Origin of the sequence: Rhodococcus sp. NPDC058532, assembly GCF_042719255.1 — a bacterium.
In the GTDB taxonomy this organism is placed as follows: domain Bacteria; phylum Actinomycetota; class Actinomycetes; order Mycobacteriales; family Mycobacteriaceae; genus Rhodococcus_G.
In genome coordinates this window covers 304473-330282 of the sequence record NZ_JBHXNU010000002.1, presented here as the reverse complement: position 1 = coordinate 330282, position 25810 = coordinate 304473, and the positions used below count along the sequence as shown (strand labels likewise).

Below are 25810 nucleotides of genomic sequence, written 5' to 3'. Positions count from 1 at the left end.
GCCGCGGCGGACGCCGGATCGACCGGCGTGCACGCGCGCACTACCCTTGGGTCGGAACTACGCTGGAGTGTCGGAGCCGACGCCGGGTTCACCGCACCCGCCGTCCGTCCCGCCGTCACCGTGCCGATCACCCGATGTCAGGAGACTTGAAGCTCGTGTCGATCACAGACGAGATCCGCGTCCTCACCCAGCCGGTGCACCCCGGCGACTGGACCGACCTGGACACCAAGGCGGTCGACACCGTGCGTGTCCTCGCCGCCGACGCCGTGCAGAAGGTCGGCAACGGCCACCCCGGCACCGCGATGAGCCTCGCCCCGCTCGCCTACACGCTCTTCCAGCGCATCATGCGCCACGACCCCGCGGACGCGGAGTGGGTCGGCCGGGACCGCTTCGTCCTGTCCTGCGGGCATTCCAGCCTCACCCTTTACCTGCAGCTGTACCTGTCCGGGTACGGCCTCGAGCTGGCCGACCTGGAGGCGCTGCGCACCTGGGGGTCGCTGACGCCCGGTCACCCCGAGTACGGGCACACCACCGGCGTCGAGATCACCACCGGACCGCTCGGTCAGGGTCTCGCGTCGGCCGTCGGCATGGCGATGGCGGCGCGGCGCGAGCGCGGCCTGTTCGACCCCGACGCCGCCGCGGGCGCCAGCCCGTTCGACCATCACGTGTACGTGATCGCCTCCGACGGCGACCTGCAGGAGGGCGTCACCTCGGAGGCGTCGTCGATCGCGGGCGTGCAGCAGTTGGGCAACCTGATCGTTTTCTACGACGACAACGAGATCTCCATCGAGCACGACACCCACATCGCGTTCGGTGAGGACGTCGCCACGAGGTACGAGGCGTACGGCTGGCACGTGCAGCGGGTCGAGGGCGGCGAGAACGTCTCCGCGATGCTGGATGCGGTCGAGGCCGCGAAGGCGGTCACCGACCGGCCGTCGATCATCGTGCTGCGCACCATCATCGGGTACCCGGCGCCGACCAAGATGAACACCGGCGACGCGCACGGTGCCGCGCTCGGCGCCGAGGAGGTCGCCGGGGTGAAGAAGGCCCTCGGCTTCGACCCGGAGAAGAGCTTCGACGTCGACCCGGCCGCCCTGGCGCACGCGCGGGAGGTCCTCGACCGCGGCGCGGCCGCCCACGCCGCCTGGCAGGGCGAGTTCGACGCCTGGGCCGCCCGCGAGCCCGAGCGCAAGGCGCTGTTCGACCGCCTGGACGCCGGGGAGTTCCCGGAAGGCTGGACCGACGCGCTGCCCACCTGGGAGCCGGACGCTAAGGGCGCAGCCACCCGCAAGGCCTCGGGCAAGGTGCTCAATGCCCTCGGCCCGATCCTGCCGGAGCTGTGGGGTGGGTCCGCCGACCTCGCGGGCAGCAACAACACCACCATCGACGGCTCCGACTCGTTCGGTCCGACATCGATTTCCACGAAGGACTGGACCGCGCAGCCGTACGGCCGGACGCTGCACTTCGGCATCCGCGAGCACGCGATGGGGTCGATCCTCAACGGCATCGCGCTGCACGGTCCGACCCGCCCCTACGGCGGCACGTTCCTGGTGTTCAGCGACTACATGCGGCCAGCGGTCCGGCTCGCGGCGCTGATGGGCACCCCCGCCGTCTACGTGTGGACGCACGACTCGATCGGTCTCGGCGAGGATGGCCCGACGCACCAGCCGATCGAGCACCTCGCCGCACTGCGCGCCATCCCGAACATGTCGGTGCTGCGTCCCGGTGACGCCAACGAGACCGCGCAGGCCTGGCGGTACGCGCTTGAGCACACCACCGGGCCGACCGCGCTCGCCCTGACCCGTCAGGACATCCCGGTGCTCGAGGGCACGAAGGAGAAGGCAGCCGAGGGCGTCAAGCGGGGCGCGTACGTGCTTGAGGACTCCGCCACCGGAACTCCCGAGGTGATCCTGCTCGCGACCGGTTCCGAGCTGCACCTCGCCGTGGCGGCCCGCGCCGCCCTCGAGGCCGACGGCATCGGCACCCGGGTCGTGTCCGTCCCCTGCCTGGACTGGTTCCTCCAGCAGGACCAGGCGTACCGCGATGAGGTGCTGCCGCCCGCGACCCGCGCCAGGGTTTCCGTCGAGGCCGGGATCGCGATGCCGTGGTGGCGACTGCTCGGCGACGCGGGCGAGGCCGTGTCCATCGAGCACTTCGGCGCCTCCGCCGACCACAAGACCCTGTTCCGCGAGTTCGGGTTCACGGCCGAGAACGTGACGGCCGCGGCCCGCCGCGCAATCACCGCAGTGAAGGGCTGAATTGCCATGGCACAGAACGAGAATCTCGCCGCACTGTCGGCCGCCGGTGTCTCGGTGTGGCTCGACGACCTGTCCCGCAACCGACTCGAGACGGGCAACCTCGCGCAGCTGGTCGCGGAGAAGTCCGTGGTCGGCGTGACGACGAACCCGTCGATCTTCCAGGCCGCGCTCCAGGGCCCGGAGTACCACGCGCAGCTGCACGAGCTCGCCGGCCGCGGAGCGAACGTCGACGACACGGTCCGCGCGCTCACCACCGACGACGTCCGCAACGCCTGCGACCTGTTGGCGCCGCAGCACGAGGCGTCCGGCGGCGTCGACGGCCGGGTCTCGATCGAGGTCGATCCGCGGCTGGCCAACGACACGGACGGCACGGTTGCGCAGGCGATCGAGCTGTGGAAGATCGTGGATCGGCCGAACCTGCTGATCAAGATCCCGGCCACCCTCGCGGGCCTGCCCGCGATCACCCGGGTGATCGCGGAGGGTATCAGCGTGAACGTGACGCTGATCTTCTCCGTGGACCGGCACCGGGCGGTCATCGACGCCTACCTGGCAGGCCTCGAGGCGGCGAAGGCCGCCGGGCACGACCTGTCGACGATTCACTCGGTCGCGTCCTTCTTCGTCTCCCGTGTCGACACCGAGATCGACGCCCGGCTGGAGCAGATCGGCACCGACGCGGCGCTGGCGCTGCGCGGCAAGGCCGGCGTCGCCAACGCCCGGCTCGCGTACGCGGCCTACCAGGACGTCTTCGAGTCCGGCGACCGGTTTGCCGCGCTCGCGACGTCCGGTGCGCGGGTGCAGCGTCCGCTGTGGGCGTCGACGGGTGTGAAGAACCCCGACTACCCGGACACCCTGTACGTCACCGAACTGGTCGCCGCGAACACGGTCAACACGATGCCGGAGAAGACGCTCGACGCGGTCGCCGACCACGCCGTCGTCACCGGCGACACGATCTCCGGCACCGCGGCCGCCGCGCAGGACGTCTTCGACGCGGTCGCCGGGGTCGGGGTCGACCTGGGTGACGTCTTCGACAAGCTCGAGTCGGAGGGCGTCGACAAGTTCGAGGTCTCCTGGAACGAGCTCCTCGAGGCCACCGCCGCGTCCCTCACCGCGGCCTCGTAGATGGCGATGGGGAGCACGGGAGCCGCGCAGGAGTGGATCAATCCGCTGCGCGACGAGCGAGACAAGCGACTGCCGCGGATCGCGGGCCCGTGCTCCCTGGTGATCTTCGGGGTCACCGGCGACCTGGCGCGCAAGAAGCTGATGCCCGCCGTGTACGACCTGGCGAACCGGGGCCTGCTGCCGCCGGGGTTCGCGCTGGTCGGGTTCGCCCGCCGCGACTGGGCGAACGAGGACTTCGGCAAGGTCGTGCACGACGCGGTCCGCGAGCACGCCCGCACCGAGTTCCGTGAGGAGGTGTGGGACCGACTCTCCGAGGGAATCCGCTTCGTGCAGGGCAGCTTCGACGACGATGCCGCGTTCGCGGAGCTGACCCGGACCCTGACCGTGCTCGACGCCGAACGCGGCACCGGCGGCAATCACGCCTTCTACCTTGCGATCCCACCCGCGGCGTTCCCGACCGTGTGCGAGCAGCTGTCGCGGTCGGGGCTGGCGCAGCCGGTCGCGGACCAGTGGCGGCGGGTGGTGATCGAGAAGCCGTTCGGCCACGACCTGGACTCGGCGAAGGAGCTCAACGCCGTCGTCAACACGGTCTTTCCCGAGGATTCGGTGTTCCGCATCGACCACTACCTCGGGAAGGAGACGGTGCAGAACATCCTGGCGTTGCGGTTCGCGAACCAGCTGTTCGACCCGATCTGGAACGCCCACTACGTGGACCACGTGCAGATCACGATGGCCGAGGACATTGGTCTCGGTGGCCGGGCAGGCTACTACGACGGCATCGGCGCGGCCAGGGACGTCATCCAGAACCACCTGCTGCAGCTGCTCGCGTTCACCGCGATGGAGGAGCCGGTCAGCTTCGAACCCGCCGAACTGCAGGCGGAGAAGATCAAGGTGCTGTCCGCGACCCGGCTCGCCGAACCCCTCGACGAGACCACCGCCCGCGGTCAATACGCGGGCGGCTGGCAGGGCGGACGGAAGGTGGTCGGCCTGCTCGAGGAGGAGGGCTTCTCCCCCGAGTCGACGACCGAGACGTTCGCCGCGATCACCCTCGAGGTCGACACCCGCCGCTGGGCAGGCGTGCCGTTCTACCTGCGCACCGGTAAACGGCTCGGCCGCAGGGTCACCGAGATCGCCGTCGTGTTCAAGCGGGCACCGCACCTGCCGTTCGATGCCACCATGACCGAGGAACTCGGGCAGAACGCGCTGGTGATTCGGGTGCAGCCCGACGAGGGCGTCACGATGCGGTTCGGGTCCAAGGTGCCCGGCTCCTCGATGGAGGTCCGGGACGTCAACATGGACTTCAGCTACGGGCAGGCGTTCACCGAGTCGTCCCCCGAGGCGTACGAGCGGCTGATCCTGGACATGCTGCTCGGCGAGCCGTCCCTGTTCCCGGTCAACGCCGAGGTTGAACTGTCGTGGAAGATCCTCGACCCGGTGCTTGAGCACTGGGCGGCGAGCGGACAACCCGACCCGTACGAGGCGGGTACCTGGGGTCCGGAGTCGGCGCACGAGATGCTCCGCCGGACCGGACGCGAATGGCGGCGGCCGTGACGCCGCTCCTGATGGGAGAATTCCACTCGTGATCATCGACATCCCCGCAACAACGACCGGCGCCGTCAACAAGCGGCTCGTCGAGATCCGCGAGACCGGTGGCGCCGTCACGCTGGGGCGGGTGCTGACGCTGGTGGTGAGCACCGACGACGACGAGAACGCCGAGTCGGTCATCGAGGCCGCCAACGAGGCGAGCCGCGAACACCCGTGTCGCGTCATCGTGGTCACTCGCGGTGACCGGGACGGCGAGTCCCGGCTGGATGCGCAGATCCGGGTCGGCGGCGACGCCGGAGCCTCCGAGGTCGTGGTGCTGCGCCTGTACGGCGAGCTCGCCGGGCACGAGGACAGCGTCGTCATCCCGTTCCTGTTGCCGGACACCCCGGTCGTCGCGTGGTGGCCCGACAAGCCGCCCGCCGTTCCCGCACGTGATCCGCTGGGGCGGTTGGCCATTCGGCGGATCACCGACGCCACCGGCGCACCCGACCCGGCGACGACGATCAAGTCCCGCCTGCAGGCGTACACCGCGGGCGACACCGACCTGGCATGGGCGCGCGCCACCCCGTGGCGGGCGCTGTTGACGTCCGCCCTGGATCAGCCGCCGCACCAGCCACTGCTGTCGGCGACCGTGTCGGGGCTGCCCACCGAACCGGCGGTCGACCTGATCGCCGGGTGGCTCGCCAGCCGAATCGACGGCCCGGTGCGCCGACTGGCCGGGGACCTGCGGATCGAACTGCACCGCACCAGCGGAACGATCGCCCTGAGCAGGCCGCAGACCGGGAAGACGGCGACCCTCAGCCGGACCGGGGCACCGGACTCGCTGGTGTCCCTGGCGCGCAGGGAGACCCGGGACTGCCTCGCCGAGGATCTGCGCAGGCTGGATCCGGACGAGATCTACCATGCCGCGCTCGCCGGGCTCGCCCGCGTCGAGTTCGGGTAGGTCCTTCGACTCGAAAACGGTCCTCCCCCTGAGAGACCCCAGCGAATAGGGTGTTCGCCATGACTGACTCCGTGACCGTGCAGACGTACGACGATTCCGACGCCCTCACCTCGGCCGCCGCGCGCCGATTCGTCGAGGTGATCGTCGACGCTCAGGCCGCACGGGGGTCCGCGTCGGTCGTCCTCACCGGCGGCGGCAACGGGATCGGGCTGCTGCGCAAGCTGCGGGCGGACTCGGGTGCGATCGACTGGTCACGGGTCGACGTGTTCTGGGGCGACGAGCGTTTCGTCCCGCGCGGCCATCCGGACCGCAACGAGGTGCAAGCCCACGACGCGCTGCTCGACCACGTCCCCGTCGAGTCCGCGCGGCTGCACCCGATGCCGTACGGGGACGGCGCCTACGCGGGGGACCCGGACGCGGCCGCGCACGCATACGAGCATCTCCTCGCCGCCCACGCGGGCGGCGGACCGATCCCGGAGTTCGACGTGCACCTGCTCGGCATGGGCGGTGAGGGACACGTCAACTCGCTGTTCCCCGACACCGATGCGGTCCGGGAAGCGGACCGCTTCGTCGTCGGTGTCACCGACTCCCCCAAGCCGCCCGCCGAGCGGGTCACCCTCACCCTGCCCGCGGTGCGCCGGTCGCGGCGGGTGTGGCTGCTGGTCGCCGGCGCGGACAAGGCGGACGCGGTCGCCGCCGCGATCGCGGGTGCGGATACCGTCGACATCCCCGCCGCGGGTGCGCTCGGGGCCGAGGAGACCGTCTGGTTCCTTGACCGGGCGGCGGCCGCGAACCTGCCTGCCTGAGGAGTTCACTCCCGGGTCGGCTCCTCGTCCGCGGCAATCGGATTCGTCTCGCGCGGCGCCGCATCCGCCCGGATGCCACGGAGCAGCGAACGGCTGCGCGGCGCGCTCCGCGCGTATGCGGATGCACGGACGCCCGTGCGCCAGTCCCGCGTTCGAGTGCACTGCTCCATGGTGGTCCCCGCCCCGTGTCGTTTCCTGGATCGACGCTGCTGCTACCTGAATTGACGCGGGCACCACCGCCTCGGTTCCGACTCCCCCTGATCAGACGCCGGTTCAGCGGCCGGGTACCCGGGGATTCGGATCACCCGGCAGCGGCATCATCCGGGTCCGGGCCGGGGCGCGGCGGTACAGGTCTGCGGTATCGGCGATGATTGCCGGGGATTCCACAGCAGTGGCACACATCGGAGGTAGCGAATGACGAGCGTGGCGGCGCGCGAGACCGGTTCTCGTGACGTATCGACGGGCCACCGGTGGGTGGTGGTCGACACCGAGACCTCCGGCATGCATGCGGCGTCGCATCGGGTCCTCAGCGTGGCGGCCGTGGTGTTGCGTGAGGACGGATCCGTCGAACGGGAATTCTCCACGCTGCTGAATCCGGGCGTCGATCCGGGAGCCGTCGACATCCACGGTCTCACCGCAGGCAGGCTGGCGGGGGCGCCCCAGTTCGGCGAGATCGCCGCCGAGCTCGCCGAACTCCTGGCCGGCCGGACGATGGTCGCGCACAATGCGTCGTTCGACTACGGGTTCCTGGACGCGGAGTTCCAGCGCGCCGGGGTGCGCACACCGATCGAGAATCGGTTGTGCACGCTCGCGTTGTCGCGGCGACTCGAACTCGACGTCCCCAATCATCAGCTGGCCACCCTGGCGGACTACTGGCGAGTGCCCCAGTTCCACGCACACGATGCCCTCGACGACGCCCGCGTTCTCACCGAGGTGTTCACGCGCAGCGTGTCATTGGCGGAAGCGCTGCAGTTGCCCCTCCCCGTCGTCGCGTGTGCGGGGCGACGCGTGGCGATGCGTCCGGAGCAGGTGCAGCGGGTGCCGTCCGGGTACCGGAATCCGGGTCGGTTCGACCCGGCGGTCGGTCTCGTCCAGGGCATGAGGATCGTCGTCAGCGGACCGACTCGTGCACCGCGGCCCGCGATCGCCGCCGCCCTGTCCGGGGCCGGGTTCGACGTGATGAACTCGGTGAGCCGCCACACCAGCGTCGTCGTCTGCGACGATCCGCAGTCGCCGCACGCCAAGGTGAGACGGGCTGCCGCGGAGGGCATCCCGATCATCTCCGAGGCGCAGCTGGACGGGCTCCTGACCAGGGTCGTCCCGGGTCAGCCGAAGGCGACGCGGGCCGCGGTCGCCCCACCGGGCAACCAGGTCGAGGTGGTGCATCCCGCGCCAGCACCGGCGGCCTCCCGTGCCGGTGCTGCATGGCGGGGTCGCCGGATCCTGCTGATGGGCGGAACACACCTGGAGTGCGTGATGATGCGGTCTCGCATCATCCAACTCGGTGCCCGCCCGTCCCTCAACCTCACCGCCGCCGTCACCGACGTGCTGGTGTTGTCGGGCGGCGGCGCCGATCGGCGGATGCCGCGGGTCGAGGCACGCGGACTGCCGGTGATTCGGGAGTCCGACGTGACCGACGGGATCACCTCCGGGTTCGTCCCGCCGCACATGCGGCACGAGTCGCGGGTGTCCGCGCCGATCCTGCTGCGCGGGCAGACGGTTGACCTGCCCGCGACACCGACGGTGTGGTCCGTCAACGTGTCGTGGCGGGCGGAGAGCGTCGGCGACGAGTTCGACGTCGACGTCGTCGCCTTCCTGCTCGGCGACGACCGGCGGGTGGACTCGGATCAGGACTTCGTGTTCTACAACAATCCCACCGACGGGGACGACGCGGTCGTGCTCTCCATCGACGGCGGCAGCGAGCAGTGCGTCCGGGTCGACCTCGCGGCGCTGCCCGACGACTGCCACCGCGTCGTGATCGCCGCGGCGATCGAGGGTGGCCGCACCTTCGGTGATCTTGGCGCGGTCGCGGTCAGCGTCGACGGCCCGGACCACACCTTCGCGACGTTCGTGCTGGACGCGGGCACCGTCGAGCGGACCATGATCCTCACCGAGATCTACCGGCGGCACGGCGCCTGGCGGATTCGTGCCGTCGGCCAGGGCCACGACGACGATCTGGCGGCGATGGCCACCGGCTACGGCCTCGAGGTCGAGGACGACTGAGCTCCCCCGCCCCGGACCGGCCTACCGTCTCGTGGTGCGGGCGAGGACGTCGACGACCCGGCCGGTGTCGGCGGGGGCGCGGTCGGCGGTGAACGTCCAGGGGGTCGAGGTCCAGGGGTCGCGCCAGTCGTCGGCGCCCGCCACGGGCAGGGCGTAGCTGCCGCGCGGCAGGTCGGGGTGGATCCGTTCGACCGCGGCGAGATCGTCGGTGACGAGGACGGTGACCACCCCCAGCGCCGGGCCGTGTTCGGCGAGGAACGCGATGGCCGGTAGCCGCCTCGGGTCGTATCCGTACGGGAAGTGGTCGAGCACAATCAACCGCGGCTGCGGCGGGGCGCCGTGCGGGGTGCCGCGGTCCAGGAGCGCGAGTTCGGCTGCCGCCGCGGTGGTGTCGAGGTAGGGGCCGATGTCATCGGCCCGGGTGATCGTGACTCCCCCGCGGTGGGCGAATCCGTCGGTGAGCGGGCGGAGCCCACCGGACAGGTCGACGACGTCAAGGACGATGTTCGGGTCGGCGGCCAGGATCCGCAGGACGGCGGCGGCGGTGACGGACGCGGTCGCCGGGGTGTCGGCGCCGACGATGCGCAGCGGCCGCCGCAGCGGAAACGGCAGGCAGACCGGGACCCGGAGCGGTCCGCACTCGGGCGCGGACAGATCACCGATCCGGATCCCGTCGGCCGGACCGGGTTCCGGGGTGCCCGCGGTCCAGGCGGGCGCGTCCCAGTCGGCGAACGACCGCGGCAACAGCGGGCCGATCGTGCGCAGTTCGGTGTCCAGGTGCCCGGTGTCGCCGCGGTAGCGAGCGTCGGCGTCGGCGACGACGGTGTCGTGGCGGCGGCGGGCCTGGTCGCGGATGCCCGCGGTGTGGGCGCTGTTGCGGGTGGCCGGGTCGGCGACCGCGTCGGTCAGTTCCCGGTCGAGACGGTCTTCGGCGAAGCGGCGGGCGGCGATCAGTGCACCGGCGCTGCGGGCCGCGTCCTCGAAGATCATGGTGAATCGTTCGATGATGTGGTTCGGGTCGAGTGGTTCGATCGGCCCGTACTCGCCGGTGGCGGGCGCTGGGGCCGGCGGGGCGGGTTCGGGTTCGGTGTCCCCGCGGTCGACGTCGACACCGTGGTGAGTGATCAGGCCAGCGAGCCCGTCCGCGTAGCCCTGGCCGACGGCCCGGACCTTCCACTTCCCGCCGCGCCGGTACAGCTCCCAGCAGATCACCGCGGTTTCGGCGGACCGGCAATCGATGTCGCAGCCGGCGACCGGTGTCCCCGCCGGGTCGGTGAGGACGGCGGTGACGGTGGTGACGACGGCCCCGGCTCCGGCGAGGGGGTCGACGCTGGCGATGCACAGCACCGCGTTGGCGTCGGGGTGGACAGCGTCGAGGTCGACCTCGACGCTGCCCTCCCCCATCCGGACACCGCGGGTGTGCGGCTGGTTGTAGAACACGAAGTCCTCGGACGACAGTGCCTGCAGGCCAGCGTCGGTGACCAACGCGGACACGTCGAGTGCGATGTCACCGGTGGCGGTGAACCGCAGTGTCGTGGTCGGCAGCACGGAGTTCTGCCCGCGGGTCAGCTGCACCGTCGTTCCTCCTCGGTCGGGTGTGCTCAGTTCCGGGTGAACGGCACCAGGTGCGGTGCGGCCTCACCGGCATGCCTGGCCTGGATGCCGTCACCGATCGCCTGCAGCTTCCAGCCGTCGGGGCCGCGGAACACCTTGGCCATCACCATGCCGGTGAACGGCATGCCGCCGTGCAGGGTGTAGCGGGCGAGTTCGCTGCTGGTGGTGGCGTCGACGAGCCGGCAGAACGCGTTCTGCACCTGCGCGAACGTCTGCCCCTTGTAGGAGGTGACGATGAACAGGACGGTGGTGACGTACGGGGGGATGCGGGTGAGGTCGACGTTGATCACCTCGTCGTCGCCGTCCCCGGCGCCGGTGAGGTTGTCGCCCTGGTGGTGGATCGAACCGTCCTTCGAGCGGAGCTGCCCGTAGTAGCAGACGTCGACGATCTGGTCGTCGGCGAACAGGACGGCGGAGGCATCCAGGTCGATGTCGACGGCGCGGCTGCCGAACATGCCGCGCTTCTCCACCGGATCCCAGCCGAGACCCATCTTCACCATCGTCAGCGCGACACCACCGTCCTTGCGCAGGTTCACCTTCTGCCCCTTGGCGAGGCTGACGGGACGCCCCTTGGTCAGGTTGACCTCGGCGGGCGCCGCCGCGGGGGCGGGTGCGGGCTGCGGTGCGGGCGCCGGGGGCGGGGTCGGTGCGGGTGCGGGTGCGTCGTCGACGGTGATGCCGTGGTCGGTGACCAGGGCCGCGAACCCACCGGCGTATCCCTGCCCGACCGCCCGCACCTTCCAGGTGTCCTGGCGGCGGTAGATCTCGAGGGCGATGACGACGGACTCGCTGGACAGCCCGTCGATGCAGTACTCGAACAGCGGAGCCCCGGACGCGTCGGCGACGTGCGCGGTCGGCGCCGGGAACTGGCCGAACGAGGAACCCGAATCGTCCAGTGTGATGATCGCGCGGACCTTATCGATGTCGCCGGGGATCTGACCGGTGGTGATCCGCAGGTTCGTCCCGGCGGCGCCGCTCACCAGTTGCACACCGGGGCCGGTGGGCTGGTTGAAGAAGACGAAATCCGCGTCGGTGCGGACCTTCCCGGATTCGGTGAGCAGCAGCGCGGACACGTCGGCCTGCGTCGACAGGGCGACGGAGACGACGATCGTGTCGGTCTGCAGGGGCGCGTTCTGGCCTTTGGTCAGCTGGTGGGTCACGTCGACTTCCTTTGCGGGAGCAGTGCTTCGGTGGGGGCGGTGTGGTGGTGGAACCAGGTGAGGATCTCCTCGCCTGCGGCGATACCGCTGGCCGCGGTGACGGCGACGTCCGGGTGCTGCCAGCCGGTGTCCTCGAGTTCGCCGTGGCGGGGGCGGATCGCGGCGTCGGCGTGTTCGAGGAGGTCGATGTCCAGGACACCGTCACCGGCGGCGAGGACCCGGCTGCCCGCGTGCAGTGCGCCGTCGGCGACGAGGCGGTCGTGGACATCGCGCAGGGCGGCGCTCTTGGTGACCGCGTTCGGCATCGTGTAGATCTTGCGGCCCTGCTGGGAGACGTTCCAGCCGCGCGGCGCGCACCACGCCCGCCAGGCGGCGACGAAGTCGTCGGGTTGGGCGGCGGTGTCGACGACGAGGTAGCAGAACAGGTCGTCGGCGGTCCGCAGGCTGCGCACCCAGCCGTCGTCGATGCGGGTGCGCAGTGCGTCGACGACCGCGGTGACCGGCGGGCCTGCGGCGGCGACGATCCGGTCGATCCGTTGCCGCCACACCGGGTCCGGGTGGCCGTCGACGAGGACGGCGCCGCCGTTGCTGGTGACCGCGTACGGGTACGGGCCGCCAGGCAGGTCGATCCGCCGGTACTGGGCGGGGGTCCGGGTGGTGGTGGGCACGACCACCGTGCGCGCGGTCAGGTCGGCGAGAAGGGTGTGGGCGGCGGCGGTCATGTACGACAGCGGCGCGTCGTCGTAGATCTCCACGCACACCGGCGCGGTCGCCGCGAACTGGTCGGCCCCGGCGGCGGCGCGGGAGTAGATCATGGTGCGGTCGAGGTCGGTGGCCACCAGCGACGAACGTGCGGTCACGGCTGCTCCTTGATCAAGCCCATGCACGAGTACGCGAGGTCGGGCACCACCTCGACGGGGACGTCGCGGGCGGCGGCGAGCATCCGGATGTGGGCGTGTTCGGGGGCGTCGGCGTCGCGGACGAGGACCTTCCACGGGATGCGGCGCAGCAGGACGCGGGTGGTTTCCCCGACACCGGGTTTGACGAAGTTCACCGAGCCGATGCCGTACTCGGCACGGACCGCGTCCACCGACGCCCATCCCGTCCACGACGGTGTCCGGTCCCCCGCGGCGATCGCACCGGCGGCTGTGACGGCCGCAGGGTGGGCGGCGTCGAACTCGGCGGTGACGGTGTCCAGCAGGCGGTTCGACACGTCCTGGCCGGTGAGGTCGCGGTAGAACTTGGCGCCGTGAAATTCGCCGGGCCCGATGTGCCGGTCGCTCAGGACGGTGCGCGACACCAGTCCGGAGACGGTGGAGTTCAGGCAGGCGGACGCGATGAGGAAGTCGTCGCGGGTGCCGTAGGTGCGCACGCAGTGGCCGGGGTCTGCGAGGACCGCGAGGTCGTCCGACAGGCGCGGACCCCCGGCGGCGGCGTAGGCGTCCAGTGCGGCGGTGAGTTCGCGGGTGATGGCACCCTTGCCGGTCCAGCCGTCGACGAACACCACCGAGTCGGGGTCGTGGCGGCCGGTGATGTGGTCGAGGGCGACGGTGTCGATGCCGCGGCCCCGGACGATCGAGACCGCGTAGTGCGGCCACGACACCTGATGGAATCGCGTGGCCCAGCGGCGGATCAGGACGCCGACGGGGGTACCGGCCCGCGCCAGCGACACCAGGGTCAGGTTCGGTCCGCGTTCGGCGACGAGGAGTTCGGTGACGGTGCCGACGGCGTGCGCGAGACGCGCCGCGGAGTCGGCAAGGGCGGTGTCGAACAGGTCCCGGTAGGCGGCGTCGGGCTGGTATTCGACGGGCAGGGACTCGGCGTAGTGCGCGGTCCCCGCCTGGATGGCCCGCTCGCGTTCGGCGAGGTCGGCCTCGAGGTCGAGGGCGGAGAGGTCCTTGAGCAGCCAGGCGACCTCGTCGGCGGCGTAGGAGCCGAAGCCGGGTCCGGTCAACGGCGGCGGCGCGACAGGGATGGTGGTCATGGGCGGTTCCTCGCTGCGGTGAGGGCGTGGTGGTCGGTGGCCGGGACGACAGCGACGACGACGTCGTGGCTGGCGGCGGTGAGGACGTCGAGAAGCCCACCGGGAGAGCGCAGCTCGGCGGTGTCGGCGGGGGTGTCGATCACGATCAGCAGCTGCGCATCCGGCCCCGGGCCGGGCCAGGTCGCGTTGTACAGGTAGCGGCGGGCGTCGGGATCCGGTTCCGGGGCGTGGAACTCGAAGCCGCGGCGCAGCGGATAGCCGGGATCGTCGTGGACGTAGGCCGGGGATCGGGTGGTGGTCTGGTAGCGGACGGCGAACCCGGCGTCCGCGAGGTGTTCGGCGATCCGCAGCGGCAGGTACATCAGCTCCTCGTGCCCGATCACGATCACCGGGCGTGCCGGGTCCAGGTGCGGTACGAGCGTGTCCGTGGCCGCCGCGACGGCGGCGGTGAACGCGTCGGCGTCGGCGTCGAGGATGCCGTAGCGGCCGCCGTCGGGCAGGTCCGCCGGCCAGCCGACCGGCACGACCACCGTGTCCCCCGCCGGGTCGCCTGCCGGGTTGAGAACGGGCGGGGCGAGGGCGGTGACCCGCTCGGTGAGCCCGTCCGGGAGTTCGGTGCGACCGGCGGCGAGCGCGACGTGGTCGATCCGCACGCCCAGTTCGGCGGCGGCCACGTCGATCGCCGCCCGGTGGTGGGGTTCGCTCATGTCGACCAGCGACGCGATCACGTACCGGTCGCGGGCCGCGATCCGGTGCAGGGCCCGGATCGCGTCGACGGCGGTGGCGCCGGTGGAGATCTCGTCATCGACGAGGACCAGCGGCGCATCACCGGTGAACAGGTCCGGGGAGGTCGGCTGCAGCAGATGCGAGGTGGCGTGCGAATGCCCCTCCTCGAACCCGCCCAGGACCGGGACGCCCGGAGTGCGGCGGCGGGTCGAGTGCAGGTAGCAGGCGGCACCCATCCGGGCGGCGACCGCATGCCCGAGACCGGTCGCGGTTTCCGCGAATCCGAGGACGACCGCTGCCGAAGCGTCGCCACCGAGAACGGTGACCACCCGATCGGCGAGGGCGTCCGCGGCCGCGCGCACCCGCGCCGGGTCGGTCGGCACGTGCTTGCCGAGGACGGTGGACACCAGCAGGTGCGCGCGCCGCGGGTTGCGGCGCAGTCCGGGCCGCACGAGATCGGTGACCCGCCACCGGGAATCGGTGTCGGTGTCGCTGTCGTGGAGGGCGAGGCCGAACTGTGCGGTCGCCCACGCCGGTGCGATGCCGGTGGCCGTGGTGGTGGTCATCGGGCCGCCAGGGCGGTCAGCAGGTCCACGAAGGTCACTCCCGGGTTGGTCACGCCGAACACCGACGCGCGCAGCGCAACCCGCTGTGCCCAATCCCGGTGCGGTTTGAGTTCGTTCATCTTGTTGCCGTATCCCGATGCGAGGACCCCGCCGGTGTCGCCGCCGAGGATGTCGACCGCGTCGTGGTACTCCTCGGCGGTGACCGCGGCCAGCGCGTGCACCGGCGCGATGTGCGAGGGGTGGATGACGGTCTTGCCCTGGATGCCGTTGGCGTGGTCGAGGGCGATCTCCCGGAGCAGGCCGTCGAGGTCGCGGCTGACGAGTTGCTGGCGGAACCGCACCGCGTCGTGCTCCGCGAACGGGGTTTCCCGCAGTTGCGGCCGGAACATGCGTTCGTGGTCGGCGAAGTACTCCCACACCGGGCCGGTGATCACGAACCCGGTGCCGTCCGTGCGGCCGAGATAGTTGACGATGCTGGCGATCACATCGGAGACGACGCGCACGTCGTAGATCGTCAGGTCGCGGTCGCGCCGGATCCCGAACAGTGCGCACATGTCGGTGGCCCCGACCCGCACCGCGAGCACCCGCTCCCGATGCTCGGTGAGCAGCGCGGCGATCGTCTGCAGTTCGGTGTCCCTGGCCTCCCGGTACGCCAGCACCGGGGATTCGAGGACCGGCATCACGTACAGGTGTTTGCCGAGGGTCTCCGACGCCTCCCGCACCGCGTTCAGGGTGCCGGCTCCGGTGGCGGCGGTGAACTTCGGGATCACGAACCCGGTCAGTGCCTCGACTCCGGCGCCGAGCGCCGCGGTGACGGCGCGGATCTCGGTGGCGGTGCGGACCCGAACGAAGAGCAGCATCCCGCGGGCCGGGGTGGCGGCGAGGGCGTCGAGTGCGGCGACCGCGCCGGCGAGGGCGGCGTCGACCTGGTCGTCGGCGACCGCGTCCTCGAGGTCGATGACCATCGACATCACCCCCTCGGCGCACCGGCGAATGATGGTGTCGGCCAGGTCCGGTCGGTTCCCCGGCACGTACAGGGTGGCACCGAGGGCGACGGCCAACCGTTCCCGGGTGTCGGTGTCGGTGAACGGGGTCGGCTGGCGCAGGAACAGCTGGTCCCGGGTCAGCGGGTCCAGGTGGTGAAAGTGGTGCAACGCCTGCCCAATCCGAAGATCGGGGGTGTCAAGGTGGCGGGTCATCCGCGTCCTCTCATGCGGTCGACGACCCCGACGATGAAGCGCTCGATCGCCTCGAGGTCGGTCGTGTAGGTCCAGTAGTCGGGATGCACCCCGTCGAGTGCGGCACACGCGCGGTCGATGCGGTCGACCTGGGCGTCGAGGACCGACCCCCATTCGCCGACGAGGTCGCGTTGCATCGCCAGCTGTTGCGCGTCCCGCAATCGGAACCGCACCGTGTCCGCCGTCCGGGCGGGGTTCGCGCGGACCTCGCGCAGGGACCGCAGCCGGTCGGTGACCGCATCCACGGCGGCGTCGGCCTCCCGCAGGTGGTCACGCGCCGACGCGCAGTGCGCCAGCGCGGCTTCGGGCCGGCCAGCGGCGATCTCGCCGCGGGCGGCCGCCACCTCCTGCTCGGCGGCGGCCGCCGCGGATGCGGCGATCCGGTCGTTGTCGACCAGGTCGTTCGAGCAGGCGGCACTGAACTCGCGCAGCAACGCCGACCGGGCAGGCCCCAGCTGGTCGGCGCGGGTCGCGACCGCACTGATCCGGGTCGCGATCGACCGGACAGCATTCTGCGCCTCGGCGCCGCGGCCCGGGGCCGCCGCGAGTAGCGCGTGCACGGCTGCGGCCGCGTCGGTCACCGCGGCCGCGGCGTCCCGTTCGTCGGCGCTGTTGGTGACCGCGTCGAGTGTGCGGACCTGCCCCGCCAGCACGTCGACGGCGGCGATCACCGACGGGTACTGCAGGAACGGCAGGTTCTCCGTGCGGTCGAGCGCGGTGACGGCAGCATTCGCGTCGGCGCGTGCCTGCTGTGATGCGTTGGCTGCGAGCTGCTGCACCGCGCGGGCCCGGCCGAGCGCGTCGCTGAACCTGTCCCGGAACCGGATCATCTCGGCACACACCCGGTCCAGGGAGCGAGTGCACTCCTGGTACACCGACGCGGCCTGGTACGGCGAATCGGGCTCCGATCGCTGCAACTGGAGGTAGGTCGCGGTCGCCGCGGAATGCTGTTCCCTGATCGGTGCCCACTGCTGCGTCGCCTGGCCCGTCGGGTCGGTTGCACGGGCCGCCGCGACACCGCTTTCGATGTCGGTGATCAGCTGATCGGACTGCAGGAATGCCGTCGTCATCGCGCTGTAGGCGTCGGCGGCGGCGGGGTCGTCGCCCGAGTCGCCTGCGAAGAGTCGACGCATGAATGTCCTGGCCACGGTCCGCTGCTATCGGCGCTGGTTCGGGGCGGCCCGGAGTGCCCGCATGGTTGCGATCCTGGTCGTGTTGGCGCCGCGAGTCGGGGTGATCACGAGGTGAACGGATCCTTTCAAGGGAAGGCCGTGCCCGGTGTGGGCGGGCGGTCCTCAGACACGCCTGCCCACACCCTGGCCGGGCTGCTCGCCTGCTACTTGCGGCCAGCGGTCCAGTTCATGCCGAACCCGTACGCCTCATCGATTTCCTTCTGCGCACCACGGACGTAGCGGACCTCGCGGGTGACGGTCAGCTCGCGACCGTTGCTCTGCAACATCGCGATCGCGCAGGAGATGGCCTGGTTGTCCGCCGAGTCGAGCTTGACCTCGACCTGCGGTCCCGACGTCGGGAACAGGGTGACGACACCGTTGGCCTGCGACCAGTTCGGCGCACCCTGGTAGATGTACGCGAAGATCAGGATCCGCCGGAACTTGCTGATGTCGGCGAGGTTGATGTGGAGGTTCTCCCCTGCGGTGTTGCTGCCGCTGCGGTCGTCGCCGTCGAGGTGGATGAACGGTCGCTGGTTCAATGCGCCGAACGAGTTTCCGAGCGCCTGGACCACGCCGACGGAGCCGTCGGCCAGCTCGTACATCGCCGCGAGGTCCAGGTCGATGCTCGGCGCCGCCGCTGCCTTGAGCTTCGCCAGGAAGCCCTTGCCCGCGGGCGCCGCTGCTCCGGCGGTCCAGTTCAGGTTCACGCGCATCGTGCCCTGGCCGTCACCCGACTTCGCCAGGGAGATGGTGGGGGTGGCCTTGTCGAGGGTCACCTTGTTCAGGTTGATCGCCATGGTGCGACTCCTTGTCTGGTTGATGTCGCGCCCCACCCCGGCCTGCGGGGTGGGGCGGCGAGTAGCGCGGGTGGTGCCAGCGGGTCAGGCGTTGACCGCGGCGCGATCGTCCGGATCGAGGTCACCGCCGGTGTCGGCACCGCGCTTATTGCGAATGACGCTGGTGACCAGGGCAGCAACGATCAGGACAACGCCGATCAGGCCGGTGAAGACCTCGTTGACGTGGGTTCCGATGGAATACAGCAGGATCAGCGCGAGGGCACCGATCGCCCAGTGCGCACCATGCTCGAGATACACATACTCCGACAGCGTTCCCTGGCGCACCAGGTACACGGTGAGCGAGCGGACGAACATGGCGCCGATGAAACCGAGGCCGAGCGCAATGATGATCGGATCCGAGGTGATCGCGAACGCGCCGATCACACCGTCGAACGAGAACGACGCGTCCAGAACCTCAAGGTAGAGGAACAGGAAGAAGCCGGCCTTGCCGGTGGCCTTCGCCAGCTCGGTCGGTCCGGACCGTCCCGTCGACTCGTCCTCTTCTGCGACGTTGAACAGTTCACCGAGGCCGTTGACGGCGATGTAGGTGATCATGCCCAGCGCACCGGCGATCATGACGGTGGATGTCTCGTCGGCCGGGGCGATGAACACCGCGGTGAGTACGAGCAGACCTACGGCGATGACGACGTCGAGCTGATCGAGCTTGCCGATCCTGGCGAGCGGCCGCTCGATCCACGACAGCCAGGTGATCTCCTTCTCCTCGAGGATGAAACCGAGGAAGAGCATCAGCAGGAACATGCCGCCGAAGGCCGCGATCTGCGGATGCGCGTCGGTGATCAGGGTTTCGTAGCTCGGTGACCCGTCCGGGAAGTAGGCGGCATCGTCGGCCGGCGGGTTGAGTGCCAGGTCGAGGGCCGCGATCGGGCCGAGCCCGGAGGCGAGCCAGACGATGACGAGCGGGAACACCAGTCGCATGCCGAAGACGGCGATGACGATGCCGATCGTGAGGAAGATCTTCTGCCAGAACTCGCTCATCCGGCGCAGGACGGTCGCGTTGATGACCGCGTTGTCGAACGAGAGGGAGACCTCGAAGATGCCGAGGATCAGGCACAGCAGGAGTGCCTGCGGTCCACCGTAGAGGAACGCCACCACCAGGGAGACGACAGTGACGACAATGGAGATGCCGAATGTGCGGAGTACCACGGGAGGTGGCCTTTCTCAATGGGGAATGAAGTGGCGGCGCCGGGTCACTGCGGCTCGGGCACCACCGAGAAGTGGAACGTCAGATGTTGACGCCGTAGTCGCGGGCGATGCCCGCCAGACCGGATGCGTAGCCCTGGCCGACGGCACGGAACTTCCACTCGGCACCGTTGCGGTAGACCTCGCCGAAGATCATGGCGGTCTCGGTGGAGGCGTCCTCCGACAGGTCGTAGCGGGCCAGTTCGATGCCGGTGTTGCGGTCGACGACGCGAATGAACGCGTTGATGACCTGGCCGAAGGACTGTCCGCGCTCGACCGCGTCGTGGATCGAGACGGGGAAGAAGATGTTCGTCACCTTCGGGTCGAGGGCGGTGAGGTCGATGTTGATCGACTCGTCGTCGCCGTCGCCCTCACCGGTGAGGTTGTCGCCGGTGTGCTCGACCGCACCGTCCGGGGACTTGAGGTTGTTGTAGAACACGAAGTGGCTGTCCGAGAGCACCTTGCGCTCTGCTCCGGTCAGCAGCGCCGAGGCGTCGAGGTCGTAGGCGGCGCCGGTGGTGGTGCGCTGATCCCAGCCGAGTCCGACGGTGATCGACGTCAGGTTCGCCGTCTGCTTCGACAGGGAAACATTGCCGCCCTTGGCGAGTGACACGCTCATGGAATCTCCATCCGAAAGTGGTGAGCCGGGAAGGGGGACCGCACGACGACGTCCCCCGTCTCGGAATGGTGCGAACGGTGCTACGGCACGAGAGGGGCGACTGCGCTGGCCCCGGGACAGGTGGCGGCGCAACCGTTTTCCTCGGTGCGCCGCCACCCGCGTGTCACGTGCTAGACGTTGACGCCGAAATCGCGGGCGATGCCCGACAGTCCCGACGCGTAGCCCTGGCCGACGGCGCGGAACTTCCAGTCGGCACCGTTGCGGTACAGCTCGCCGAACACCATCGCGGTTTCGGTGGACGCGTCCTCCGACAGGTCGTAGCGGGCCAGTTCGGAGTTGTCGGCCTGGTTGACGACGCGGATGTAGGCGTTACGGACCTGGCCGAACGACTGGCTGCGGTTGTCGGCGTCGTAGATCGACACCGGGAAGACAATCGAGTCGATGGTCGCGGGCACGGCGGCCAGGTCGACCTTGATGATCTCGTCGTCGCCGTCGCCCTCACCCGTGGTGTTGTCGCCGGTGTGCTCGATCGCTCCGTCGGGGGACTTGAGGTTGTTGAAGAACACGAAGTGCTGGTCGGAGACGACCTTCTTGTCGGTACCCAGCGCGATCGCGGACGCGTCGAGGTCGAAGTCCTGCCCGGTCGTGGTGCGCAGGTCCCAGCCGAGACCGACGGCCACCGCGGTCAACCCGGGGGCCTCCTTCGTCAGCGAGACATTGCCACCCTTGGTCAGGCTCACGCCCATGTTTGGTCCTCCTGGACTCGTTGTGCTGTCACGGTTCCCGGCGTGTTCCGGAAACCGACGTCGTAGGTGCACCTTCCGGCCGGTGGCCGGTGTGCGGTCGATCGACGGCCGATGCGACGATCAGAGGTCGAACTCGCCGGGGTCGATGCCGACCGCGAAGCATGCTTCCTTGACCGCGTTCTTCTCGTATTGGTCGAAGTTGCCGTCCGCGCCGCCGATGATGATGCCGATCTGAATCACCGCACGGGCCTGCTCGGGCTTGGACTTGAGCTTGCCGATCGTGGCGGTGGCCTCGACCTTGCCGAAGTCGAAATCGCCAGCCAGCTTGTCGCAGTACCAGTCGAACTTCTCGCGCAGCTCGTCGGGGGTGAACACCTTCAGCGACTCGTTCGACATGATCAGCGCCGCCGTCTTCTGGCGCTCGGACGGGTCGATCCTGCCGTCGGCCGCGGCGATCAAGGCGCACATGGCCATCGAGCCGTTCGCGAACTCCTTGTTCTTGAACTGGGCGGTCTTCGTCTGCAGCTGCCCGTTCAGTTCCTGAGTCTTCGCCTTGAGCTGGTCCCAGAATCCCATCTGTCCTCCTGTTGTGGTCGCGGTCAACGTGTCGTTCGCATGGGTGAGCACTGTCGCGGGTGCGGATGAACACGCGGTTGCGCGACGGAGGCCGGCATCCGAACTGAGACCGCGCCTACGTCGAGAATGCGTCTACCTGCTGTACCCCACCGGGTTTCCGTGGCCGCCGTACCCCCGGCGCCGCGTCCGTCCCGTCCGCCGACCCGGTTCTCGCCGACCTGGAAGTCCCACTTACCGAAGAGGATATTTCACGCGAATCCGACACAAACGACTGACACCCCACTCACCACAACGGTCCGGTGCTTCGACCGAAGGCGTTGGCCGAGAGCGGGCCCCGCACAGGGCGTGTCGGAGGTACGCCAAAATCCCCCCGCCCGGCGCGGGGTCCGGGGCGGCGAGGGTGTGGATCAGGGAAGCGTCGGGATCATCGCCGGACGCGACGGTGTCGCGAACCTGCGGTAGTTGGACGGGCGCGCCGCCAGGTCAGCTGAACTTGATCTCGAGGCCGATGCCGAGGATCGCAATCAGCCAGATCGCGGCGGTGAAGACCGTCAGCCGGTCGAGGTTCTTCTCGACCACCGTGGAACCCGACAGGCTGGACTGCACGCCGCCGCCGAACAGGCTGGACAGGCCGCCGCCCTTGCCGCGGTGCAGCAGCACCAGCAGTACCAGCAGGAGGCTGGTGACGATCAGCAGGATGTCCAGGAAAAGTCTCATCTCGGCGGTACGCTGCCCTTCACGAAACGGTGGTGGCCACAAGTCGTCCCAGCCTACCCGACGCCGGGCAGCGGGCCGTGCGCGATTCGTACCCCGGGTGGGGTACGAATCGCGCACGGGCGCGAAGCGCACTAGAGGCGGCGGGCCAGGGCGCGGCCTGCGCTGCGCCCGGAGAAGATGCAGCCGCCGAGGAAGGTGCCCTCGAGCGCGTTGTAGCCGTGCACGCCGCCGCCCCCGAACCCCGCGACCTCGCCCGCGGCGTACAGGCCGTCGAACGCGGTGCCGTCGGGCCGGATCACCTGCGAGTCGAGGTCGGTCTCGAGCCCGCCGAGGGTCTTGCGGGTGAGCAGGTTCAGGCGCACCGCGATCAGCGGGCCGTGCTCGGGGTCCTGCAGCTTGTGCGGTTTCGCGACGCGCACCACCTTGTCCGCCGGGTAGGCGCGGGCGTTGCGGATCGCCATCATCTGCATGTCCTTCGAGTAGGCGTTGTCCACCTCCCGGTCCCGCGCGATCACCTCCCGCTCGACCTGCTCGTAGTCCAGCTGCGGGCCGGGGTTGATGGCGTTCATCCCGTCGACGAGGTCGCGGAGATTGTCGCGGACGACGAAGTCCTCGCCGTGCTGCTTGAACGCCTCAACCGGCCCGGTCGCACCCTTTTTGACCCGGCCGAGCAGCAGTTTGAGGTCCTTGCCGGTCATGTCGGGGTTCTGCTCGGAACCCGACAGCGCGAACTCCTTCTCGATGATCGACTGGGTCAGGATGTACCAGGTGTGGTCGTGGCCGGTGCCGAGGATGTACTTGAGCGTGGCGAGGGTGTCGAAACCGGGGAACAGTGGGACGGGCAGTCGGGTACCGGTGGCGTCGAGCCACAGCGACGAGGGGCCGGGGATGATCCGGATCGCGTGGTCGGGCCAGATCGGGTTCCAGTTGATGATGCCCTCGGTGTAGTGCCACATCCGGTCCCGGTTGACGATGTTGCCGCCCGCGTCCTCGGTGATGCCGAGCATCCGGCCGTCCACGTGGGCGGGGACGCCGGTGATCATCCGCTCCGGCGCGCGACCGAGACGCTCCACCGGCCAGTTCCGCTTCACCAGGTCGGGGTTGCCGCCGATGCCGCCGGAGGTGACGATCACGGCCTGCGCACGCAGTTCGAACTCCCCGGTGGTGTCCCGGTTAGACCGGACACCGCGAGGTTCGTGTGCCGGGGCGAGGACGGCGCCCCGGACGCCGACCGCGGCGCCGTTCTCCACGATCAGCTCGTCGACCCGATGCCGGTGCCGGAAGGTGACCAGCCCGCGGGCTGCGGCGTCGAGCACCGGCTCGAGGAACACCCGCACCACCTCGGGGCCGGTGCCCCAGGTGATGTGGAAGCGGGGCACCGAGTTGCCGTGCCCGGTGGCGAGCCCGCCGCCGCGCTCGGCCCAGCCGACGTTCGGCATCACCCGCAGGCCCAGCTCGTGCAGGTAGGCGCGCTTGTCACCGGCAGCGAAGTCGACGTAGGCACGCGCCCACTGCCGGGGCCAGTGGTCCTCGCGGTCCCGGTCGAACCCGGCGCTGCCGAGCCAGTCCTGCAGCGCGAGTTCGTAGGAGTCCTTGATGCCCATCCGGCGCTGCTCGGGGCTGTCGACGAGGAACAGTCCGCCAAGCGACCAGAACGCCTGACCGCCGAGGTTGGCCTCGTTCTCCTGGTCGACGACGAGGACGGTTCTGCCCGCCCGGGTCAGTTCGTAGGTGGCGACCAGGCCGGCGAGGCCGGCCCCGACGACGATGACATCGGCTGTCTCGGACATCACTTCTCCTCGCTGTAACTGCGGAGCACATGGACGAACAGGTCGGTACGTGCACGGGATACTCGGGGGTCGTCCGGTTCCATCAGCACCTGGCTGGAGGTGCCGTCGTGGACCGCGACGAGCGCGCGGCCGAGCGCCTGCTGGTTGAGGATGCGGCGCCCTGCTCGGGTGAGCGCGGACTCGACGATGGGCATGATCGTCGCCTGGATCGCCGCCTCGCGGGCGGCCATGACCGGCTTGAGGGCCGGGTTGCGCAGCGCGTGCGCGGTGAACTCGGCGGTGACGCGGTACCACCGGTCGTCGACCGGGATCGCGTCGAGGATGCGCGCGGCCGCGTGATCGAGGTCGAGTGGGCCGTCGGGCAGCGCCGCTGTCATGGCCGTCGTCACGGCGGCGCGGAGGTCGGCGAGCATGGCCGTTGACCGCTGCTCCCACATCGCGAGGAACAGTTCGTCGAGTGAACCGAAGTTGGAGTAGAACGCGCCGCGGGTGAATCCCGCACGCTCGCAGACCCGTTCGACGGTGGCGCGGCCGACACCCTCCTCGGCGAACGCGTCGAGGGCGGCGGCGAGCAGCCGTTCCCGGGTCTGCGCTCGACTCCTGGCCATGCTCGATACACTAGTGTATCGAGCGGCTGGGGAGGCGGAACTCCGGACATTCCGGTCGCGCCGCCGCGCGGCGCGGCGGCCGCACCGCGCGGGAAGCCGATACCCTCGACCCCGTGGCCGACACCTCGACGATCGTGCACCTGCGTCCCCTCGAACGCGACGACCTGCGGTTCGTGCACCTGCTGTTCAACGATTCCCAGGTGATGCGGTACTGGTTCGAGGAGCCGTACGAGTCGCTCGCCGAACTGACCCAGCTGTACGACCGCCACATCCACGACGAGCGGGAACGGCGTTTCGTCATCGAATCCGGCGGCGACGCGGTCGGGCTGGTGGAACTGGTGGAGATCGACTACATCCACCGGAACTGCGAGTTCCAGATCATCGTGGCACCCGGCAACCAGGGCAGGGGCTACGCGGGCATCGCGACCCGCAAGGTCCTCGCCCACGCGTTCGGGGTGCTCAATCTGCACAAGGTGTATCTGCTCGTCGACACCGAGAATCACGCCGCGGTGCACATCTACGAGAAGGTCGGGTTCACCGTCGAGGGAGTGCTGCGGGAGGAGTTCTTCGCCGCCGGGCGCTACCGCGACGCGACCCGGATGGGCATCTTCCAGCGCGACTTCCTCGCCGGGTAGGCCCGAGCGGGGCCGCGGCCACCTCGCCCCCGAAGCCGCTGACAGGCCGCTCCCCAATGAGGGACACTGACAGTCATGAGAGCGTGGTTCGCGGCCGGTGCGACGACGGCATTCACCGGCCGCTACGTGCTGCTCAGGATGCTGCTGGTCAAGTTCAAGCGGAACGTCGACGCCCTCAACGCGGGCGACCACCGGCCGCTGCTGCGCTCGTACCACCGCGATGCGGTGCTGCGATTCGCGGACGGCGATCACCGGTGGGCGGGGGTGCACGCCGGCCGGGACGCGATCGAGGAGTTCTTGAAGAGCTTCGTCCACGCCGGGCTGCGCGGCGAGATCGTCGAGGCCTACTTCGGCGGGCCGCCGTGGCGGATGACGATCCTCGTCCGCTTCAACGACCATGCGCTCGCGCCCGACGGCACCGTCGCCTACCGAAACAGGACCATCCTGCAGGTCCGCACCAGGTGGGGTCGCATCGTCGAGCAGGAGGACTTCTACGAGGACACCGCCCGGATCGAGGCGTTCGACGCCCGGCTGCGTGAACTGGGCCTCGGCCCGAGGCCATAGCGCCGCACGCCGACGCGTCCGTACCCCCCGTACGCGCCGCCGACCCGTGAACGCCGGTGGGGGGGGGGGGGGGACACAAAAGGGGCGATCCAACACCGAGGCCTAGGCGCCCTCCACGAAGAGGACCCCCCCAGCCACCCCCCAGAGGCACTCTCGATACCTGCC

Annotated in this window: 23 protein-coding genes; 8 read left to right on the top strand and 15 right to left on the bottom strand. The window is 70.0% G+C overall.

The features are described from left to right. Positions 1-155 precede the first annotated feature (155 nt). The 6 genes from tkt to ACFWQG_RS04225 all read left to right on the top strand — a co-directional run bounded on the left by tkt (position 156) and on the right by ACFWQG_RS04225 (position 8894). A complete protein-coding gene (gene tkt, locus ACFWQG_RS04250; protein WP_378506333.1) occupies positions 156-2258 on the top strand; it encodes a transketolase in 2103 nt (700 codons plus the stop codon). A 6-nt stretch (positions 2259-2264) separates the two neighbouring features. Further along, entirely contained in the window at positions 2265-3377 is a 1113-nt protein-coding gene (gene tal, locus ACFWQG_RS04245) for a transaldolase (RefSeq protein ID WP_378506332.1), read from the top strand. Between the two features lie 6 nt (positions 3378-3383). Beyond that, the gene (zwf, locus tag ACFWQG_RS04240) at positions 3384-4928 is read left to right on the top strand and encodes a glucose-6-phosphate dehydrogenase (protein ID WP_378506331.1); all 1545 of its coding nucleotides are present in this window, start codon (positions 3384-3386) and stop codon (positions 4926-4928) included. A 28-nt stretch (positions 4929-4956) separates the two neighbouring features. After that, positions 4957-5865 carry a glucose-6-phosphate dehydrogenase assembly protein OpcA gene (gene opcA / locus ACFWQG_RS04235; RefSeq protein ID WP_378506330.1) on the top strand — a complete coding sequence of 303 codons (909 nt, stop codon included), beginning with the start codon at positions 4957-4959 and terminating at the stop codon, positions 5863-5865. A gap of 59 nt (positions 5866-5924) precedes the next feature. Next, complete coding sequence (gene pgl / locus ACFWQG_RS04230) at positions 5925-6671, top strand: 6-phosphogluconolactonase (protein WP_378506329.1); 747 nt, start codon at positions 5925-5927, stop codon at positions 6669-6671. A 414-nt stretch (positions 6672-7085) separates the two neighbouring features. Then, a complete protein-coding gene (locus ACFWQG_RS04225) occupies positions 7086-8894 on the top strand; it encodes a TerD family protein (protein WP_378506328.1) in 1809 nt (602 codons plus the stop codon). 21 nt (positions 8895-8915) lie between these two features. Here ACFWQG_RS04225 and ACFWQG_RS04220 read toward each other — a convergent pair whose 3' ends face one another. The 15 genes from ACFWQG_RS04220 to ACFWQG_RS04150 all read right to left on the bottom strand — a co-directional run bounded on the left by ACFWQG_RS04220 (position 8916) and on the right by ACFWQG_RS04150 (position 24446). Beyond that, the gene (locus ACFWQG_RS04220) at positions 8916-10469 is read right to left on the bottom strand and encodes a TerD family protein (RefSeq protein WP_378506327.1); all 1554 of its coding nucleotides are present in this window, start codon (positions 10467-10469) and stop codon (positions 8916-8918) included. Positions 10470-10495: 26 nt separating this feature from the next. Beyond that, entirely contained in the window at positions 10496-11668 is a 1173-nt protein-coding gene (locus ACFWQG_RS04215) for a TerD family protein (RefSeq protein ID WP_378506326.1), read from the bottom strand. Next, positions 11665-12483 carry an HAD family hydrolase gene (locus ACFWQG_RS04210; RefSeq protein ID WP_378506405.1) on the bottom strand — a complete coding sequence of 273 codons (819 nt, stop codon included), beginning with the start codon at positions 12481-12483 and terminating at the stop codon, positions 11665-11667. The genes ACFWQG_RS04215 and ACFWQG_RS04210 overlap by 4 nt, the downstream gene beginning before the upstream one ends. A gap of 41 nt (positions 12484-12524) precedes the next feature. After that, entirely contained in the window at positions 12525-13652 is a 1128-nt protein-coding gene (locus tag ACFWQG_RS04205) for a cysteine protease StiP family protein (protein ID WP_378506325.1), read from the bottom strand. Then, the gene (locus tag ACFWQG_RS04200; protein WP_378506324.1) at positions 13649-14944 is read right to left on the bottom strand and encodes a phosphoribosyltransferase family protein; all 1296 of its coding nucleotides are present in this window, start codon (positions 14942-14944) and stop codon (positions 13649-13651) included. The genes ACFWQG_RS04205 and ACFWQG_RS04200 overlap by 4 nt, the downstream gene beginning before the upstream one ends. Continuing rightward, the gene (locus ACFWQG_RS04195) at positions 14941-16143 is read right to left on the bottom strand and encodes an HpcH/HpaI aldolase/citrate lyase family protein (protein WP_378506323.1); all 1203 of its coding nucleotides are present in this window, start codon (positions 16141-16143) and stop codon (positions 14941-14943) included. The genes ACFWQG_RS04200 and ACFWQG_RS04195 overlap by 4 nt, the downstream gene beginning before the upstream one ends. Further along, positions 16140-17315, bottom strand: coding sequence for a hypothetical protein (locus tag ACFWQG_RS04190; protein ID WP_378506322.1), 1176 nt, complete (start codon positions 17313-17315; stop codon positions 16140-16142). The genes ACFWQG_RS04195 and ACFWQG_RS04190 overlap by 4 nt, the downstream gene beginning before the upstream one ends. Before the next feature lie 203 nt (positions 17316-17518). Then, positions 17519-18151 (bottom strand): Tellurium resistance, encoded by a 633-nt coding sequence (locus ACFWQG_RS04185; RefSeq protein ID WP_378506321.1) that lies wholly within the window; start codon positions 18149-18151, stop codon positions 17519-17521. 84 nt (positions 18152-18235) lie between these two features. After that, positions 18236-19354, bottom strand: coding sequence for a DUF475 domain-containing protein (locus ACFWQG_RS04180; protein ID WP_378506320.1), 1119 nt, complete (start codon positions 19352-19354; stop codon positions 18236-18238). A gap of 79 nt (positions 19355-19433) precedes the next feature. Further along, entirely contained in the window at positions 19434-20009 is a 576-nt protein-coding gene (locus tag ACFWQG_RS04175; RefSeq protein ID WP_378506319.1) for a TerD family protein, read from the bottom strand. A 170-nt stretch (positions 20010-20179) separates the two neighbouring features. Continuing rightward, a complete protein-coding gene (locus ACFWQG_RS04170; protein WP_378506318.1) occupies positions 20180-20755 on the bottom strand; it encodes a TerD family protein in 576 nt (191 codons plus the stop codon). Between the two features lie 120 nt (positions 20756-20875). Further along, on the bottom strand, positions 20876-21331 hold the full coding sequence (locus ACFWQG_RS04165; RefSeq protein ID WP_378506317.1) for a tellurite resistance TerB family protein: 456 nt from the start codon (positions 21329-21331) through the stop codon (positions 20876-20878). A gap of 483 nt (positions 21332-21814) precedes the next feature. Continuing rightward, complete coding sequence (gene secG / locus ACFWQG_RS04160; protein WP_378506316.1) at positions 21815-22048, bottom strand: preprotein translocase subunit SecG; 234 nt, start codon at positions 22046-22048, stop codon at positions 21815-21817. 131 nt (positions 22049-22179) lie between these two features. Beyond that, on the bottom strand, positions 22180-23838 hold the full coding sequence (locus ACFWQG_RS04155) for an FAD-binding dehydrogenase (protein ID WP_378506315.1): 1659 nt from the start codon (positions 23836-23838) through the stop codon (positions 22180-22182). After that, positions 23838-24446 carry a TetR/AcrR family transcriptional regulator gene (locus ACFWQG_RS04150; RefSeq protein WP_378506314.1) on the bottom strand — a complete coding sequence of 203 codons (609 nt, stop codon included), beginning with the start codon at positions 24444-24446 and terminating at the stop codon, positions 23838-23840. Before ACFWQG_RS04150 ends, ACFWQG_RS04155 begins: the two co-directional genes overlap by 1 nt. A gap of 113 nt (positions 24447-24559) precedes the next feature. Between ACFWQG_RS04150 and speG the strand changes: the two genes are divergently transcribed. Continuing rightward, a complete protein-coding gene (gene speG / locus ACFWQG_RS04145; protein WP_378506313.1) occupies positions 24560-25081 on the top strand; it encodes a spermidine N1-acetyltransferase in 522 nt (173 codons plus the stop codon). 75 nt (positions 25082-25156) lie between these two features. Beyond that, on the top strand, positions 25157-25645 hold the full coding sequence (locus ACFWQG_RS04140; protein ID WP_378506312.1) for a nuclear transport factor 2 family protein: 489 nt from the start codon (positions 25157-25159) through the stop codon (positions 25643-25645). Positions 25646-25810: the final 165 nt, after the last annotated feature.

What these genes read in the sequence shown, in the direction of transcription:
- tal (WP_378506332.1), top strand. Translation starts at nt 2,265, where the DNA reads ATGGCACAGAACGAGAATCTCGCCGCACTGTCGGCCGCCGGTGTCTCG.
- zwf (WP_378506331.1), top strand. Translation starts at nt 3,384, where the DNA reads ATGGGGAGCACGGGAGCCGCGCAGGAGTGGATCAATCCGCTGCGCGAC.
- pgl (WP_378506329.1), top strand. Translation starts at nt 5,925, where the DNA reads ATGACTGACTCCGTGACCGTGCAGACGTACGACGATTCCGACGCCCTC.
- ACFWQG_RS04225 (WP_378506328.1), top strand. Translation starts at nt 7,086, where the DNA reads ATGACGAGCGTGGCGGCGCGCGAGACCGGTTCTCGTGACGTATCGACG.
- ACFWQG_RS04210 (WP_378506405.1), bottom strand. Translation starts at nt 12,483, where the DNA reads ATGATCTACTCCCGCGCCGCCGCCGGGGCCGACCAGTTCGCGGCGACC.
- ACFWQG_RS04205 (WP_378506325.1), bottom strand. Translation starts at nt 13,652, where the DNA reads ATGACCACCATCCCTGTCGCGCCGCCGCCGTTGACCGGACCCGGCTTC.
- ACFWQG_RS04200 (WP_378506324.1), bottom strand. Translation starts at nt 14,944, where the DNA reads ATGACCACCACCACGGCCACCGGCATCGCACCGGCGTGGGCGACCGCA.
- ACFWQG_RS04195 (WP_378506323.1), bottom strand. Translation starts at nt 16,143, where the DNA reads ATGACCCGCCACCTTGACACCCCCGATCTTCGGATTGGGCAGGCGTTG.
- ACFWQG_RS04190 (WP_378506322.1), bottom strand. Translation starts at nt 17,315, where the DNA reads ATGCGTCGACTCTTCGCAGGCGACTCGGGCGACGACCCCGCCGCCGCC.
- ACFWQG_RS04185 (WP_378506321.1), bottom strand. Translation starts at nt 18,151, where the DNA reads ATGGCGATCAACCTGAACAAGGTGACCCTCGACAAGGCCACCCCCACC.
- ACFWQG_RS04175 (WP_378506319.1), bottom strand. Translation starts at nt 20,009, where the DNA reads ATGAGCGTGTCACTCGCCAAGGGCGGCAATGTTTCCCTGTCGAAGCAG.
- ACFWQG_RS04170 (WP_378506318.1), bottom strand. Translation starts at nt 20,755, where the DNA reads ATGGGCGTGAGCCTGACCAAGGGTGGCAATGTCTCGCTGACGAAGGAG.
- ACFWQG_RS04165 (WP_378506317.1), bottom strand. Translation starts at nt 21,331, where the DNA reads ATGGGATTCTGGGACCAGCTCAAGGCGAAGACTCAGGAACTGAACGGG.
- secG (WP_378506316.1), bottom strand. Translation starts at nt 22,048, where the DNA reads ATGAGACTTTTCCTGGACATCCTGCTGATCGTCACCAGCCTCCTGCTG.
- ACFWQG_RS04155 (WP_378506315.1), bottom strand. Translation starts at nt 23,838, where the DNA reads ATGTCCGAGACAGCCGATGTCATCGTCGTCGGGGCCGGCCTCGCCGGC.
- ACFWQG_RS04150 (WP_378506314.1), bottom strand. Translation starts at nt 24,446, where the DNA reads ATGGCCAGGAGTCGAGCGCAGACCCGGGAACGGCTGCTCGCCGCCGCC.
- ACFWQG_RS04140 (WP_378506312.1), top strand. Translation starts at nt 25,157, where the DNA reads ATGAGAGCGTGGTTCGCGGCCGGTGCGACGACGGCATTCACCGGCCGC.